19 protein-coding genes are annotated in these 15,405 nt (G+C 52.4%); 8 read left to right on the plus strand and 11 right to left on the minus strand.

All coding sequences use genetic code 11. The annotated features are described in order from the left end of the window. Positions 1 to 11: 11 nt before the first annotated feature. Positions 12 to 989: an elongation factor P--(R)-beta-lysine ligase gene (gene epmA, locus C813_RS43750; protein ID WP_017459182.1), complete on the minus strand. Its 978-nt coding sequence runs from the start codon at positions 987 to 989 to the stop codon at positions 12 to 14. A gap of 307 nt (positions 990 to 1,296) precedes the next feature. Between epmA and frdA the strand changes: the two genes are divergently transcribed. The 5 genes from frdA (at position 1,297) to blc (ending at position 5,206) form a co-directional block, all read left to right on the plus strand. Beyond that, positions 1,297 to 3,087, plus strand: a complete 1,791-nt coding sequence (frdA, locus tag C813_RS43755; protein ID WP_017459184.1) for a fumarate reductase (quinol) flavoprotein subunit — start codon at positions 1,297 to 1,299, stop codon at positions 3,085 to 3,087. Then, entirely contained in the window at positions 3,080 to 3,814 is a 735-nt protein-coding gene (locus tag C813_RS43760) for a succinate dehydrogenase/fumarate reductase iron-sulfur subunit (protein ID WP_017459185.1), read from the plus strand. The genes frdA and C813_RS43760 overlap by 8 nt, the downstream gene beginning before the upstream one ends. A gap of 10 nt (positions 3,815 to 3,824) precedes the next feature. Then, positions 3,825 to 4,220 (plus strand): fumarate reductase subunit FrdC, encoded by a 396-nt coding sequence (gene frdC, locus C813_RS43765; protein ID WP_017459186.1) that lies wholly within the window; start codon positions 3,825 to 3,827, stop codon positions 4,218 to 4,220. 10 nt (positions 4,221 to 4,230) lie between these two features. Further along, positions 4,231 to 4,590, plus strand: a complete 360-nt coding sequence (gene frdD / locus C813_RS43770; protein ID WP_017459187.1) for a fumarate reductase subunit FrdD — start codon at positions 4,231 to 4,233, stop codon at positions 4,588 to 4,590. An 85-nt stretch (positions 4,591 to 4,675) separates the two neighbouring features. After that, complete coding sequence (gene blc, locus C813_RS43775) at positions 4,676 to 5,206, plus strand: outer membrane lipoprotein Blc (RefSeq protein WP_017459188.1); 531 nt, start codon at positions 4,676 to 4,678, stop codon at positions 5,204 to 5,206. Here the strand turns inward: blc and sugE are convergent. Continuing rightward, positions 5,203 to 5,520 (minus strand): quaternary ammonium compound efflux SMR transporter SugE, encoded by a 318-nt coding sequence (gene sugE / locus C813_RS43780; protein ID WP_017459189.1) that lies wholly within the window; start codon positions 5,518 to 5,520, stop codon positions 5,203 to 5,205. The genes blc and sugE overlap by 4 nt on opposite strands. 266 nt (positions 5,521 to 5,786) lie before the next feature. Here sugE and C813_RS43785 point away from each other — a divergent pair, with 266 nt between their 5' ends. Further along, positions 5,787 to 6,389: a helix-turn-helix transcriptional regulator gene (locus C813_RS43785; RefSeq protein WP_017459190.1), complete on the plus strand. Its 603-nt coding sequence runs from the start codon at positions 5,787 to 5,789 to the stop codon at positions 6,387 to 6,389. A 29-nt stretch (positions 6,390 to 6,418) separates the two neighbouring features. Here C813_RS43785 and ecnB read toward each other — a convergent pair whose 3' ends face one another. The 3 genes from ecnB to efp form a co-directional block, all read right to left on the minus strand. Then, the gene (gene ecnB, locus C813_RS43790) at positions 6,419 to 6,565 is read right to left on the minus strand and encodes a lipoprotein toxin entericidin B (RefSeq protein ID WP_017459191.1); all 147 of its coding nucleotides are present in this window, start codon (positions 6,563 to 6,565) and stop codon (positions 6,419 to 6,421) included. Positions 6,566 to 6,671: 106 nt separating this feature from the next. Next, on the minus strand, positions 6,672 to 6,803 hold the full coding sequence (locus C813_RS46620; protein ID WP_017459192.1) for an entericidin A/B family lipoprotein: 132 nt from the start codon (positions 6,801 to 6,803) through the stop codon (positions 6,672 to 6,674). Between the two features lie 59 nt (positions 6,804 to 6,862). After that, the gene (efp, locus tag C813_RS43795) at positions 6,863 to 7,429 is read right to left on the minus strand and encodes an elongation factor P (protein WP_017459193.1); all 567 of its coding nucleotides are present in this window, start codon (positions 7,427 to 7,429) and stop codon (positions 6,863 to 6,865) included. Between the two features lie 40 nt (positions 7,430 to 7,469). On the opposite strand from efp, the gene epmB reads away from it, so the two are divergent. Then, entirely contained in the window at positions 7,470 to 8,498 is a 1,029-nt protein-coding gene (gene epmB / locus C813_RS43800; RefSeq protein WP_017459194.1) for an EF-P beta-lysylation protein EpmB, read from the plus strand. Between the two features lie 72 nt (positions 8,499 to 8,570). On the opposite strand, the gene C813_RS43805 is transcribed toward epmB, so the two are convergent. The 5 genes from C813_RS43805 to C813_RS47250 all read right to left on the minus strand — a co-directional run bounded on the left by C813_RS43805 (position 8,571) and on the right by C813_RS47250 (position 13,464). Then, a complete protein-coding gene (locus C813_RS43805; RefSeq protein WP_017459195.1) occupies positions 8,571 to 10,208 on the minus strand; it encodes a methyl-accepting chemotaxis protein in 1,638 nt (545 codons plus the stop codon). A gap of 334 nt (positions 10,209 to 10,542) precedes the next feature. Then, entirely contained in the window at positions 10,543 to 10,896 is a 354-nt protein-coding gene (locus C813_RS43810) for a DUF4156 domain-containing protein (protein WP_017459196.1), read from the minus strand. A gap of 375 nt (positions 10,897 to 11,271) precedes the next feature. Next, a complete protein-coding gene (gene groL, locus C813_RS43815) occupies positions 11,272 to 12,918 on the minus strand; it encodes a chaperonin GroEL (RefSeq protein WP_017459197.1) in 1,647 nt (548 codons plus the stop codon). A gap of 44 nt (positions 12,919 to 12,962) precedes the next feature. Then, positions 12,963 to 13,256, minus strand: a complete 294-nt coding sequence (locus C813_RS43820; protein ID WP_007372708.1) for a co-chaperone GroES — start codon at positions 13,254 to 13,256, stop codon at positions 12,963 to 12,965. Between the two features lie 28 nt (positions 13,257 to 13,284). Next, a complete protein-coding gene (locus C813_RS47250; RefSeq protein WP_148661081.1) occupies positions 13,285 to 13,464 on the minus strand; it encodes a hypothetical protein in 180 nt (59 codons plus the stop codon). 32 nt (positions 13,465 to 13,496) lie between these two features. Between C813_RS47250 and yjeH the strand changes: the two genes are divergently transcribed. Further along, positions 13,497 to 14,753, plus strand: coding sequence for an L-methionine/branched-chain amino acid transporter (gene yjeH, locus C813_RS43825; protein ID WP_017459198.1), 1,257 nt, complete (start codon positions 13,497 to 13,499; stop codon positions 14,751 to 14,753). A 34-nt stretch (positions 14,754 to 14,787) separates the two neighbouring features. Here yjeH and C813_RS43830 read toward each other — a convergent pair whose 3' ends face one another. Further along, a complete protein-coding gene (locus C813_RS43830; RefSeq protein ID WP_017459199.1) occupies positions 14,788 to 15,258 on the minus strand; it encodes an FxsA family protein in 471 nt (156 codons plus the stop codon). Between the last annotated feature and the right edge of the window lie 147 nt (positions 15,259 to 15,405).

Genomic DNA, 15,405 nt, shown 5'->3' on the forward strand with positions numbered 1-15,405 from the left:
TCATCGGGTCATCAGGCCCGGTCGACGGTAAACGCAATCACATCCGCCAGGCTTTCAGCCTGCAGCGCCAGCATCACCAGACGGTCCACGCCCAGCGCGACACCGGAGCAATCCGGCAGGCCGGCTTTGAGTGCTTCCAGCAGGTTTACATCCACCGGTTGCTGCGGTAAACCGCGCGCGGCACGTTTGCGATTATCTTGCTCGAAACGTTGCTGCTGTTCACGGGCATCGGTCAGCTCATGGAAACCGTTCGCCAGCTCGATGCCTTTAAAATAAACCTCAAAACGCTCTGCAACGCGGTGATCTTCCGTGCTGATCTGCGCCAGCGCCGCCTGGCTTGCCGGGAAGTGATACACAAAAGCCGGACGATCTTTACCGATCTGCGGCTCCACGCCCATGGTGAACAGCAGTTGCAGCAGCGTGTCCCGATCTTCTTCCGTATCGGCGATATTGCTCAGATCGAGTTTCGCCGCCGCTTCACGCAACTGGGTTTTATCAGCAGAAAGTGGGTCGATTTCCAGATAACGCTGAAAAGCCTGCTGGTAAGAGAGCGATTCTGCCGCCTGGCACTCCAGCACCTGTTGCAGCAAATCATCCACTTCATTCATCAGGCGATACATGTCGTAGTGCGGGCGATACCACTCGAGCATGGTGAATTCAGGGTTGTGATGACGCCCCATCTCTTCGTTACGAAAGCTTCTGCACAACTGGAAAACCGGACCACAACCCGCAGCCAGCAGGCGTTTCATGTGGTATTCCGGGCTAGTCATCAGATAGAGATTAAGCCCCTGAGAGTGGCCTGGGCCAACAAAACGGGTTTCGAACGGGAACAGGTGAATATCTGTCACCGTTGCCTGGCTCATACAGGGCGTTTCCACCTCAAGCACACCGCGATCGGCAAAGAAACGGCGAATTTCCGCCATAATTGCCGCGCGTTTCAACAGGTTGGGGATGGATGCGCTCGGCTGCCAGGTTGCCGTCTCGCTCATGGTACTTTCTCCGATTTCAGACAAGGGCACGAAGTCTACCCGCATCGATCCGCAGAGACAAATTTTGCGCAAAATAATTTCATTAATGTCGTCTATAACTAAAAGGGTAAATATTTAATGGTGATATCAATCAAGATCGATGACATATCACGGTATAGAACAGCAAAAAAATCGAACGCATCAAATTTCCCCCGAAACTCTACGGTTATACTGCCCTTACCCAAAAAGGAGCAGTGGAACATATCCGCAACTACCTTGAGCGCTTCAGGCTTATCGTTGCGGAACAACAATAATCTGGAGGAATGTCGTGCATACCTTTCAAGCCGATATCGCTGTGATTGGCGCAGGCGGAGCGGGATTACGCACCGCGATCGCTGCGGCGCAAGCCCACCCCAACGCCAAAATCGCATTGATTTCAAAAGTCTATCCCATGCGCAGCCACACCGTTGCTGCGGAAGGCGGCTCTGCCGCCGTCGCCCAGGATCATGACAGCTTCGAGTACCATTTCCACGATACCGTTGCCGGCGGTGACTGGCTCTGCGAACAGGATGTCGTTGACTACTTTGTGCATCATTGCCCGACAGAGATGACCCAGCTTGAACAGTGGGGTTGTCCGTGGAGCCGCCGTCCTGACGGCTCGGTCAATGTGCGCCGTTTCGGCGGGATGAAAATCGAACGCACCTGGTTCGCCGCCGATAAAACCGGCTTCCATATGCTGCACACCCTGTTCCAGACATCCCTTCAGTTCCCACAAATCCAACGTTTCGACGAGCATTTCGTACTAGATATCCTGGTCGATGACAACCATGCCCGTGGGCTGGTGGCCATGAATATGATGGAAGGTACGCTGGTGCAGATCCGCGCCAATGCGGTGGTGATGGCAACGGGCGGCGCGGGTCGCGTTTACCGTTACAACACCAACGGCGGCATTGTCACCGGCGACGGTATGGGCATGGCGCTGGCGCATGGCGTGCCGCTGCGCGATATGGAGTTTGTGCAGTATCACCCGACCGGCCTGCCTGGCTCCGGCATTCTGATGACTGAAGGTTGCCGTGGTGAAGGCGGGATCCTCGTCAATAAGAACGGCTACCGATATTTGCAGGATTATGGCATGGGCCCGGAAACCCCGCTCGGCGAGCCGAAAAACAAATATATGGAGCTTGGCCCGCGCGACAAAGTATCGCAGGCGTTCTGGCACGAGTGGCGCAAAGGCAACACCATCTCCACGCCGCGTGGCGATGTGGTACACCTCGATTTACGCCATCTTGGCGCGAAGAAAATCAACGAACGTTTGCCGTTTATCTGCGAGCTGGCGAAAGCCTATGTTGGCGTCGATCCGGTCAAAGAGCCGATTCCGGTACGCCCAACCGCGCACTACACCATGGGCGGTATCGAAACCGATCAAAACTGCGAATCCCGCATCAAGGGTCTGTTTGCCGTGGGTGAGTGCTCTTCTGTCGGCCTGCACGGCGCAAACCGTCTGGGTTCGAACTCGCTGGCGGAACTGGTGGTGTTTGGTCGTCTTGCTGGTGAACGCGCGATGGAACGCGCCGCAACTGCAACCGAGGCCAATGATAGTGTGCTGAACGCACAAGCCGCCGACGTGGAAAAACGACTGAAAGCACTGGTGAATCAGGACGGCACCGAAAGCTGGGCGAAAATCCGCGATGAAATGGGTGAATCGATGGAAGAAGGTTGCGGCATCTACCGTACGCCGGAGCTGATGCAGAAAACCGTGGATAAGCTGGCGGAGTTGCAGGAACGCTTTAAACGCGTGCGCATCACCGATACCTCCAGCGTCTTCAACACCGATGTGCTTTACACCATTGAACTGGGCCACGGTCTGAATGTCGCCGAATGTATGGCGCACTCCGCACTGGCACGTAAAGAGTCTCGCGGGGCGCATCAGCGTCTGGATGAAGGCTGTACCGAGCGCGATGACGTTAACTTCCTCAAGCACACGCTGGCTTTCCGTGATGCCGATGGCGCAACCCGTCTGGAGTATAGCGACGTGAAGATCACCACGCTGCCGCCAGCGAAACGCGTCTACGGTGCTGAAGCTGAAGCGACCGAGAAGAAGGAGACGAACAATGGCTGAGATGAAGAATCTGAAAATCGAGATTGTCCGTTACAACCCGGAAGTGGACAACGCGCCGCACAGTGTTTTTTACGATGTGCCCTACGATGAAGCCACTTCGCTGCTCGATGCGCTGAACTATATCAAAGACAATCTCGCGCCGGACCTGAGCTATCGCTGGTCATGCCGTATGGCGATTTGCGGCTCTTGCGGCATGATGATCAACAAAGTGCCAAAACTCGCCTGTAAGACTTTTCTGCGTGATTACGAGAAAGGGCTGAAAGTCGAAGCGCTGGCTAACTTCCCAATCGAGCGCGATTTGGTGGTCGATATGACTCACTTTATCGAAAGCCTCGAAGCGATTAAGCCCTACATTATTGGTAACACGCGCACACCGGATCAGGGGCCTGGCAAGCAAACTCCGGCGCAAATGGCGAAGTATCACCAGTTCTCCGGCTGTATCAATTGCGGTTTGTGTTATGCCGCTTGCCCGCAATTCGGTCTGAATCCGGAGTTTATTGGCCCGGCAGCGATCACGCTGGCGCATCGCTATAACCTCGATAGCCGCGACAAAGGTAAGAAAGAGCGCATGGGGCAACTCAACAGCCAGAATGGCGTGTGGAGCTGTACGTTTGTCGGTTACTGCTCGGAAGTCTGTCCGAAGCATGTCGATCCGGCTGCCGCTATTCAGCAGGGCAAGGTAGAAAGCTCGAAAGACTTTCTTATCGCCACCCTGAAACCACGCTAAGGAGTGCATTATGACGACTAAACGCAAAGCCTGGGTTCGTCCCATGCCATCAACCTGGTGGAAAACCCTGCCGTTTTATCGCTTCTATATGCTGCGTGAAGGAACGGCGGTCGCGGCAGTCTGGTTCAGCCTCGAACTGATCTTTGGTCTGTTTTCGCTGAAACATGGGCCGGAAAGCTGGGGCGGATTTGTGCATTTTCTGCAAAACCCGATTGTGCTGATCCTCAACCTGATCGCGCTGGCGGCAGCGCTGCTGCACACCAAAACCTGGTTTGATCTGGCACCGAAAGCACAGCTTATCATCGTGAAGGACGAAAAAATGGGTCCAGAGCCGGTTATTAAAGGGCTTTGGGTGGTAACAGCAGTGGTCACCGTGGTGATCCTGTTTGTCGCACTGTTCTGGTAAGGAGGCCAACGTGATTAACCCGAATCCAAAACGTTCTGACGAACCCGTTTTCTGGGGATTATTTGGCGCTGGCGGTATGTGGGGCGCGATTGTTACACCGGTTATCGTGCTGTTGATTGGCGTGCTGCTGCCGCTGGGATTCTACCCCGGCGACGCACTCGGTTATGATCGCGTGCTGGCGTTTGCGCAAAGCTTTATTGGCCGCGTCTTTATCTTTTTGATGATTGTATTGCCGGTGTGGTGCGGTCTGCATCGTATCCACCACATGATGCATGATTTAAAAATCCATGTTCCCAGCGGTAAATGGGTGTTCTATGGCCTTGCGGCCATTCTCACCGTCGTTACCCTGATCGGTGTTTTATTTCTTTGATATCAGTCGCTCTCCTGCGTAAGCGGGAGAGCAAATTTTCCGCCAGCGTCTATACCCTAAAGAAAAGATCTGGAAGGAAAATCTCATGCGCCTGATGCTGCTTGTCGTGACTGTTATCGCTGCGCTGTTCATTTCCGGCTGTCGTTCTCCCACTCCTCCTGACGGCGTGGCCGTCGTACAAGACTTCAATACGCAACGCTATCTGGGTAAATGGTACGAAATTGCCCGCTTTGACCACACCTTTGAACGCGGGCTGGAAAGGGTCACCGCCACGTATAGCCTGCGCGACGATGGCGGTTTGACGGTGGTGAATCGCGGTTACAACACGGAACGCGGCATGTGGCAGCAAGCCATTGGCACCGCGTATTTTACCGGTGACCCACGCACCGCCGCGCTGAAAGTCTCCTTCTTCGGCCCTTTTTACGGCGGCTATAACATCCTCGCATTGGACAAAGATTATCGCTACGCGCTGGTTTGCGGGCCGGACCGCGACTATCTCTGGATATTGTCCCGCACGCCCACCATTCCGGCGGACGTAAAACAGCAGATGCTGGACATCGCGGCCCGGCAGGGATTTGCCGTGGAAAAACTGCTATGGATTAACCAGCCCCATTAGTGGGCGCTGAGTTTCAATCCGATAATCCCGGCGACAATCAGACAAAGGCTGAGGATACGCGCCAGGCTTGCAGATTCGCCAAGCAGCACAATACCGGCGACGGCGGCACCGACTGCGCCAATGCCGGTCCAGATGGCATATGCCGTTCCCACCGGCAATGTTTTCATTGCCCATGACAGCAGCACGACGCTTGCGACCATCGCCGTCACGGTAATCAGGCTTGGCATCAACCGGGTAAAACCGTGGGTGTATTTCAGGCCGATAGCCCAAACCACTTCAAGAAGACCTGCAATAAGAAGAATTAACCAGGACATTTTTGGCTCCCGTGCGGGGCCGTCCCCATTGTGAATGAGCACAAACGGGTCGTCCCGTTCGGCGTGTGAAGAGAGGCAAATTTTGCCGATTTAGGCTCATTATTTCAATATTTTTGTTCTTGCTCAACTTTAGGCGTTTTAAAGCAAGAAATAGCCACTGTTCGCAGCGGAATTCCGGCATTTATTCACCATATCTACCCCCTATGATGAATTCGCTCTCCTGAATTCAGGACGTTGTGCGCCACTCTCTGACTGCGAAGAAAAATATGTTTAAGATTCTCGTGATTGACCGCTGTTACTTCACCCGCTCAGGGATGGAATCCTGGCTCAATCAACCCGATTTGTTCCCCGCTTCCTTCCTGGTAACCGCGTTGCATAACTTAATGCTCGCCAAAGAACATATTGTGCAGTGGCAGCCGGATCTGGTGATTGCCGATCTTCACGGGTTCAAGAATGAAATACATCATATTCAACAGCTTGCGTCATTTTTTTCTGTTTGTAACGACCCCACGCAAGTGATGTTGTTAGAGTCTGGCGAAGATGCGCAACTGTCAGAATTTTGCGCGCAGTTTGCTATTCAGGCGACACTGTTGAAAACAGAACCGCTGGAAAAACTAGCGAAAATTATCGACGCAATGGTGCTGGCGCGCCCAATCCGGGCGATACCGAAAGTCGCTACCCCGCTGCTGACAAAGCAGGAAGAGAAAGTACTAACGCTGTGGATGGAAGGGAATAATAACCAGGCGATTGCCAGTAATCTCAGCATTAACGGTAAGACCGTTTACACCTACAAGCGCAATATCAGAATGAAACTGGGGATGGGAAACCGTTTTACACCATTCTTATCACTGCCGGAAAACTCAAACTAACGGTACGGCAAGCGCCGTACCGACAGTGATTACTGTTGCGCTTTTGTCGCCGCTCCAGAAATCGCGTTACCGCCATCGGAGATATCTTCTCCCATACCACGCGTGGTGTTACAGGCCGTCAGGACTGAGGAAAGAACCAGAACAGAAAAGATCGCAGCAATTGTCTTCTTAACCATAATATCTTCCTTTTGTAGCCAATATTGTTTGTGTATAGCCACTTAAGCATAGACAAAATCCGGGAGGGTTACCGGAATGGAAGCATTTTTAGGAAGAGAGGAAGTTTTAGTTCGCTGCGCGAGAGATGACATGCCCCAGACTTTGGATATCTTCACCAACGCCACGGGCGGTATTGCAACCGGAAAGCAGTGCACAACTGATAAGAAGTAGAGAGAGGAATTTCGTCAGACGTTTCATATCATCCCTGCCTGCAAAGTTCGACGGCGTAGCACAGCGCTACGCCGACGTCGTGAGGATTATTTCACGCGAGATACGTATTCGCCAGAGCGAGTATCAACTTTAATCACTTCACCAATCTGCACAAACAGCGGAACTTTAACCACTGCGCCAGTGCTCAGGGTCGCCGGTTTGCCGCCAGTACCTGCGGTGTCACCTTTCAGACCTGGATCGGTTTCAATAACTTCCAGCTCAACGAAGTTCGGCGGGGTAACGGCGATCGGTTGGCCGTTCCACAGCGTTACAATGCACTCTGCCTGATCCAACAGCCATTTTTCACTGTCGCCAATGGCTTTTGCATCAGCGGAAAGCTGTTCGAAGGTTTCGTTGTTCATGAAGTGCCAGAACTCACCGTCGTTGTACAGGTAAGTCAGGTTCATATCGACAACATCCGCGCCTTCTGCGGAATCAGTGGATTTGAAGGTTTTTTCTACACGTGTACCGGTCAGCAGACGACGCAGTTTAACGCGTGCGAAAGCCTGGCCTTTGCCTGGTTTAACGAATTCGCTGGCTTCAACCGCATAAGGTTCGCCGTCCATCATGATTTTAAGACCGGCACGAAAATCGTTGCTATAGTAAGTCGCCATAAGGCCCTCTGAAATTGTTAACTGGTAGCTAAGCCACAAAATGGCGCATATTGTAACCCTAAAAACCCCATCCAGAGAAGATTGGTTAATACAACTTGCCGATGTAATCACCGATCCGGATGAACTGTTACGTCTTCTAAAGATAGACACTGATGAAAATTTAATCGCTGGCGGTGCGGCAAAGCGCCTGTTTCCGCTGCGCGTTCCCCGCGCATTCGCCGCGCGCATGCAGCCGGGAAACCCGCATGATCCTCTTTTGCGTCAGGTACTTACTTCACAGGAAGAGTTCATTGCCGCACCAGGTTTCAGCACCGATCCGCTGGACGAACAGAGCAGTGTGGTACCCGGCTTATTGCACAAATATCGCAATCGTGCGCTGCTGCTGGTTAAAGGCGGCTGCGCGGTAAATTGTCGTTATTGCTTCCGTCGCCACTTTCCTTATGCCGATAACCAGGGCAACAAACGCAACTGGCAAGGCGCGCTGGACTATATCGCGGTGCACCCGGAGCTGGATGAAATAATTTTTTCCGGCGGCGATCCGCTGATGGCAAAAGATCATGAACTGGATTGGCTGCTAAGCCAACTGGAAGCAATCCCGCATATCAAACGCCTGCGCATTCACAGCCGTCTGCCGATTGTGATTCCGGCGCGGATCACCGATACGCTAAGCGCGCGTTTTGCCCGCTCATCGCTGCAAATTTTGCTGGTGAACCACATCAACCACGCGCAGGAAATCGGTGATGATTTTCGCCATGCCATGGCTCAACTGCGGCAGGCCAATGTCACGCTGCTGAACCAGAGCGTGTTGCTGCGCGGCGTGAATGATAATGCGCAAACGCTGGCGGATTTAAGTAATGCGTTGTTCGATGCGGGTGTAATGCCTTATTACCTACATGTGCTGGATAAAGTGCAGGGTGCGGCGCACTTTATGGTCAGTGATGACGAGGCGCGCACGATTATGCGCGAACTGCTGACGCTGGTATCGGGTTATATGGTGCCGAAACTGGCGCGTGAGATTGGTGGGGAACCCAGTAAAACGCCGCTGGATTTGCAGCTTCGTCAGAGTTAAAAAAAACGGCTACGCGATGAGAGCAAACGTAGCCGCGAAACAGACGAGCCTACAGCGGCTCGTCGCTAAAACTTAAAAAGTTTCCCATCCATCATCTCCGCCACCCGCCACTGCCGGGCGCGGCTGTCTGACTGGCAACACGGAAGACCTCACGACAGCCGGTTGTTGACCGGGCAAACGGAAGACATCAACCAGCTGTTGCAGTTTGGTGGCTTGATCTTCGAGGCTACCGGCCGCCGCAGACGACTCCTGAACTAGCGCGGCGTTCTGCTGAGTGGTGGTATCCATCTCGGACATCGCCTGGGCAATCTGCGAAATGCCGCGGTTTTGTTCGTCGGACGCAGCGGCAATTTCCTGCATCAAATCTTTCACCTGCAGCACCGAGTTGACGATACCGCTCATGGTTTCACCCGCCAGGTCAACCTGCCGCGAACCCTCTTCAACAAACGTGACCGATTCGCTGATCAACGCTTCAATCTCTTTTGCCGCCTGAGCACTGCGCTGAGCTAATGAGCGCACCTCACCGGCCACCACGGCGAAGCCTCGCCCTTGATCCCCGGCTCTTGCGGCTTCAACGGCCGCATTGAGCGCCAGAATATTGGTCTGAAAAGCGATACCGTTGATAACCGACGTAATTTCCGAAATACGTTTGGAACTATCCATAATATCTTTCATGCGGCTGACAGCGGCTCCCACGACGCTCCCGCCCTGAGAAGCGGTATCAGAGGCGGTAAGGGCAAGCTGGCTGGCCTGATGCGCGTTCTCTGCGTTCTGTTTTACCGTGGAGCTTAGCTCTTCCATACTGGCGGCGGTTTCAACCACAGCGGCGGATTGCTGTTCAGTACGGGCAGAGAGTTCGTTGTTACCCAGCGCTATCTCATTCGCGGCAGTGTTCACCGAACCGGAAGCGGCACGCACCATAGCCAGCGATTCGGCCACTCGCTCAACAAGATTATTAAAGGCACTTACTGCCTGGCCGATTTCGTCCAGACGTCCGGTCGGTAACGCATGGCTGAGATCCAATTTTTCGCTAATTGTGACCATGCCGTCTTTCATGCCGTTCAGACGACGTTTGATATTCAGCACGGTGAACAATCCGAACAAACCCAGAATGAGGGTGGCGGCAATCGTCGCCGTTAACGAAAGCATCATTGCCCGGGAAATTAAATTGTCGCTGTCCTGAACAGCCCTGGTCACTAATGATGAGTTGTACGCCACTTGCTCAGCAAAATCATTAATTAACAGCGCAATATTATCTGCGACAAACCCACCTTTCTGCATTGACTTAATAATGGCAACGCGGTCATTACTTTCTGATACTTTAAAATACTGGTCCATTACCGAACGGAATTTTTCTAAATCACTTAATGTTTTATTAGATAAATCCTGATCATGTTGGTCAGAAACAAGATCTTTAAGGTACCCCTGGTGCATGGCGTAGAGGTCGTCATACAATTTTGTTGCATTCTGTTTTATTTCGGCCATCCCGGCGGGATCGTCCGTCAGACCATGTAAAAAGAGCTGTCCGCGAACCTTTAAGATCTGCATCGTCTCTTTATTCATTGCATCCAGGCTAGGTAAAGTATTTTCCTGAAAATAGTTTTGCGATTCACCAATTTTAGAGAGAGAAATTATAGCGATAACATTAGTGCCGATGAGGCTTAAGATCAGTAACGAGAAAGCAAGTAACAATCTCTTTGTAATATTCATTCGTAACTCCCGACACCATCATGCATAAAATATATTGTTAGATTATACAGTCCCTCGTTTTTTGTCCTGAGGTAGGTATCGGCAAGTCGTAATATTACTTTAGTCGCAAACGCATTTTTTGGAGAAAAATATATTCAAGGCTGTGAATATAATCACATTAGATAAATCTTAAGAAAACTTAATATTCAGGATGATAGCAAGGTTAATTAGCAGAGGAATTATATTCACGCTTATTCATACTTAAATAACTAGAAGCAAGATATTGAGAATGAAAGCGAGATTATTTTATATAGTCGCGCACCCGCCATTACTGGCGGGGCATTATATAAAAATATCAGTTCGGGCATTTATACACTTGCGCATTCATTTCGCTGGCGGTCGGCACGAAGCTGGATAAGAAGCCTTGTGTTGGGCTTGAAACGCTGTACAACACGTTACCGCCCATTGCTGCAGCCTGGTTACGCAATGCATTCGCCGCGCCGCGCAGCGAGCCGCCTTCCTCACCATGCTGACCTGAGAGCCAGTTGCTCTGCGAACCCGTGGCGGTGCCGAGATACTGGCAGGTTGCCGCCGGCTTCTCCTCGACAAAGCGAACGCTCTGCCCGCCGCTCGTCAATTCATTACTGCTGCTACACCCTGCCAGCAAAAGCGAGGCGCCAATAATCCCTGCTAAATGTTTTACGTACATGTTATTCCCCATAATCAATGAGCTGGACGCATGTCGCCCGTGTGTAAACCTTATACTAAAAAGATGACCAAAAGAAAAATGCCGCCATCTCAGGCCGCACAAATTGGGGAAAATAATGAAAAAGGGCTGGAGTGAAGTGTAAAAATCCAACGTCACTGAAAGCGGCAGCGTTTACGCCACGAAATGCGTACCAACATCTTAAAAAAGTGCCGCCGCCGGTCGCGTTTAACGCCAAAACAATAAGACAGAGCCACAACCTGATAATGAGCGCACCCGCAGAACATGGTTTTCAGTTAACAAAAAAAGAGCGGGCCGAAGCCCGCTCTTTTTCGTTGAACTCGCGCCAGGTCGCCCCGAACGCGTGTTCGGCAGCGATTACATCATGCCGCCCATACCGCCCATGCCGCCCATACCACCGGCAGCACCTAAGTCCGGCGCATCGCCTTTCGGCAGGTCGGTCACCATGCACTCGGTGGTGATCATCAGACCAGCTACAGATGCCGCGTACTGCAGAGCAGAACGGGTCACTTTCGTCGGATCCAGGATACCCATGTCGATCATGTTGCCGTACTCTTCGGTAGCCGCGTTGTAACCGTAGTTGCCGTCGCCAGCTTTAACGGTATTCGCCACAACAGACGGCTCTTCACCGCAGTTCAGCACGATCTGACGCAGCGGAGCTTCCATCGCGCGCAGCGCAACTTTGATACCCACGTTCTGATCTTCGTTCTGACCTTTCAGGTCAGCGATTTTGCTGGCTACGCGAATCAGCGCCACGCCACCACCTGCTACCACGCCTTCTTCAACGGCAGCACGGGTTGCGTGCAGCGCATCTTCAACGCGGGCTTTTTTCTCTTTCATTTCAACTTCGGTCGCCGCACCAACTTTGATAACCGCAACGCCGCCAGCCAGTTTCGCTACGCGCTCCTGCAGTTTTTCACGGTCGTAATCGGAAGTGGCTTCTTCGATCTGCTGGCGAATCTGAGTCACACGACCCTGAATTGCCGCTTCTTCACCCACGCCATCGATGATGGTGGTAGTGTCTTTGTTGATCACAACGCGTTTAGCCTGGCCCAGATCTTCCAGAGTCGCTTTTTCCAGTTCCATACCGATTTCTTCAGAAATCACGGTACCACCGGTCAGAGTTGCGATGTCCTGCAGCATCGCTTTACGACGGTCGCCGAAGCCAGGTGCTTTAACCGCAGCCACTTTCACGATGCCGCGCATGGTGTTCACCACCAGCGTTGCCAGTGCTTCGCCTTCCACGTCTTCAGCGATGATCAGCAGCGGTTTGCCTGCTTTTGCAACGGCTTCAAGAACCGGCAGCATTTCGCGGATGTTGGAAACTTTTTTATCAGCCAGCAGGATGAACGGGCTTTCCAGTTCTACAGCGCCAGTTTCCGGCTTGTTGATGAAGTAAGGAGAGAGGTAACCGCGGTCAAACTGCATACCTTCAACCACGTCCAGTTCGTCCTGCAGACCGGTACCATCTTCAACGGTAATCACGCCTTCTTTACCGACTTTGTCCATCGCTTCAGCGATCAGTTTACCTACGGTTTCATCGGAGTTAGCGGAGATAGTACCAACCTGCGCAATTGCTTTAGAGTCAGAGCACGGAACGGACAGTGCTTTCAGCTCTTCAACCGCAGCAGCAACAGCTTTGTCGATACCACGTTTCAGATCCATCGGGTTCATGCCCGCCGCAACGGCTTTCAGGCCTTCGGTGATGATGGACTGCGCCAGTACGGTTGCAGTGGTGGTACCGTCGCCCGCAGCGTCGTTCGCTTTGGAAGCCACTTCTTTCACCATCTGCGCACCCATGTTTTCGAACTTATCTTCCAGTTCGATTTCACGTGCTACAGAAACGCCATCTTTGGTGATGGTCGGTGCACCGAAAGATTTATCCAGAACCACATTACGGCCTTTCGGACCGAGGGTAACTTTCACTGCATCTGCCAGAACATTCACGCCGCGCAGCATTTTTACACGAGCGTCATTACCGAATTTTACGTCTTTAGCTGCCATTTTCTTTATTCCTTAAATTCGTTCAGTTTCGTTCGCGCGCGCTGTTACGCTTCCACAATTGCCAGAATGTCGCTTTCGGACATGATCAGCACTTCTTCGTTGTCGATCTTCTCAGCCTTCACACCGTAACCATCGTTGAAAATCACGATATCACCCACTTTCACGTCCAGCGGTTGCACAGTACCGTTTTCCAGGATGCGGCCCTTACCGACAGCGATGATTTCGCCACGAGTTGATTTACCTGCCGCAGAACCGGTCAGCACGATACCGCCAGCAGATTTAGACTCAACTTCTTTACGTTTGACGATCACACGATCATGTAACGGACGAATACTCATTGATAGCTCTCCTTTGAGAAAGTCTTTATCAGTTATGGATGACGCCGGGCCACAAACGGTTGTCCGGCTGGTGACCTGAGAGATGGGGTTGGCTGTTTCCGCCTTCAAGGGGAACAGCAAAAAAAATTTGCGAAAGTCTATCTGCACATAAGCCACCATTACTGACAGGGGCTTCCGCAGCCATCAGCAAAACTGATTGTGCTAACATCGACGCTCCTGACGATAAGCAGACAAAAGACAATGAGCGGATTAAAACAAGAGCTGGGGTTGGCTCAGGGCATTGGGTTACTTTCCACCTCCTTACTGGGCACCGGCGTGTTCGCCGTTCCGGCGCTGGCCGCGCTGGCCGCGGGCAACAGCAGCCTGTGGGCATGGCCGTTACTGATCCTGCTCGTGTTCCCGGTAGCCATTGTCTTTGCCGCGCTGGGCCGTCACTTCCCCAGCGCGGGTGGTGTAGCGTATTTCGTCGGGATGGCCTTCGGCACGCGTCTTGAACGTGTAACAGGCTGGTTGTTTCTCTCTGTTATCCCGGTCGGATTGCCCGCCGCGCTGCACATTGCCGCCGGTTTCTGGCAAGGCATGTTTGGCTGGCAGGGTCCGCAATTATTGATGACGGAGCTGGGTACGCTAGCGCTGATTTGGCTGCTGGGCACACGAGGCGCAGGTTCCAGCGCGAACCTGCAATCGATTATCGCCGGGTTGATCGTTGCGTTAATTATGGCGATCTGGTGGCGCGGCGGCATAAGTTTCAGCGATATCCCTTTTCCGCCAATCTCGGAAGTGCAAGTTTCGGCGATGTCGGCCTCGCTGGCGGTGATGTTCTGGTGTTTCGTCGGGCTTGAAGCTTTCGCCCATCTGGCCTCTGAATTCAAAAACCCCGAGCGGGATTTTCCTCGCGCATTGATGATTGGTCTGCTGCTGGCGGGCTCGGTTTACTGGGCTTGTACCGTGGTGGTGCTGCATTTCGATGTCTGGCGTACTCAGGGCGCAGCGGCGTCGCTGCCGGTGATTGTCGTAGAGTTGTTTGGTAAACAGGCGCTATGGATTGCCTGCATTATTGGTTATCTGGCCTGTTTCGCCAGTTTGAATATCTATATCCAGAGTTTTGCCCGGCTGGTATGGTCGCAGGCGGCATACAAGCCAGATAGCGCACTGGCGAAGCTCTCCAGACGCCAGTTGCCCTTAAATGCGCTGAACGCGGTAATTATCTGCTGCATGTTCTGCACGCTGGCAATTTACGCCTTCAACATTAATCTCGATACGCTGATCATCTACGCGAACGGCATTTTCATCATGATTTATTTGCTGTGCATGCTGGCGGGTTGCCGGTTGTTGCAAGGGCGATTTAAGGCACTGGCGGTACTCGGCAGTGCGTTATGTTTGCTGTTGTTGATCATTCCCGGCTGGAAGAGTCTTTACGCGGTTTTCATGCTGTTGGCATTGTGGTTACTGCTGCCAAAACGCCGTACGACGTCGATGCATTCCACTCAGCCATAATAAAAATAAGCCCGGCATTGCCGGGCGTCATAAACTAGCGATCGTCTTTGTTATCCAGACGATCGCGTTGATCGTCTTTACGTTGATATTCGCCCTCAAAAGTCTGCCCATCTGAACCGCCTGCGCCAAAGCCGCCGCCCGGCATCCGCGAAAAACGTAAATGCGGCATCAGTTTTAGCGTCAGGTGCTTTTGCACTGGCGGCAGCAGTAACAGCAGACCGAGGAAGTCGGTAAAGAACCCTGGCAGCACCAGCAACAAGCCGGCGATAATCAGCGAAACGCTTTTGATCATCTCCGCCGCCGGACTTTCGCCCGCCGCCATCTTCTGCTGCATCAGCAAAAAGTTCTTAAATCCCTGGTTGCGTACCAGCGACATGCCAATCACCGAGGTGAAGATCACCAGAATCAGTGTCATCAGCACGCCAAAAACATGCGCGACCTGAATAAAGATCGAGATCTCGATGTAAACGTATAAAAAGATTGCAATAAACGGTATCCAGCGCACTGGCTTCTCCTGTCAATGAACAGCCGCGTTAGAGCGTCTGTCGAAATGGGGTTGCAAATCGCATCCTGATCAGATGGTGGCAAATGCGGAAAATTCAATTTCGCGGCGGTTGTAAATTTTTGTCTGTTACGAAGCGGTGACTTATTT

Source organism: Kosakonia sacchari SP1, assembly GCF_000300455.3.
Taxonomy (GTDB): domain Bacteria; phylum Pseudomonadota; class Gammaproteobacteria; order Enterobacterales; family Enterobacteriaceae; genus Kosakonia; species Kosakonia sacchari.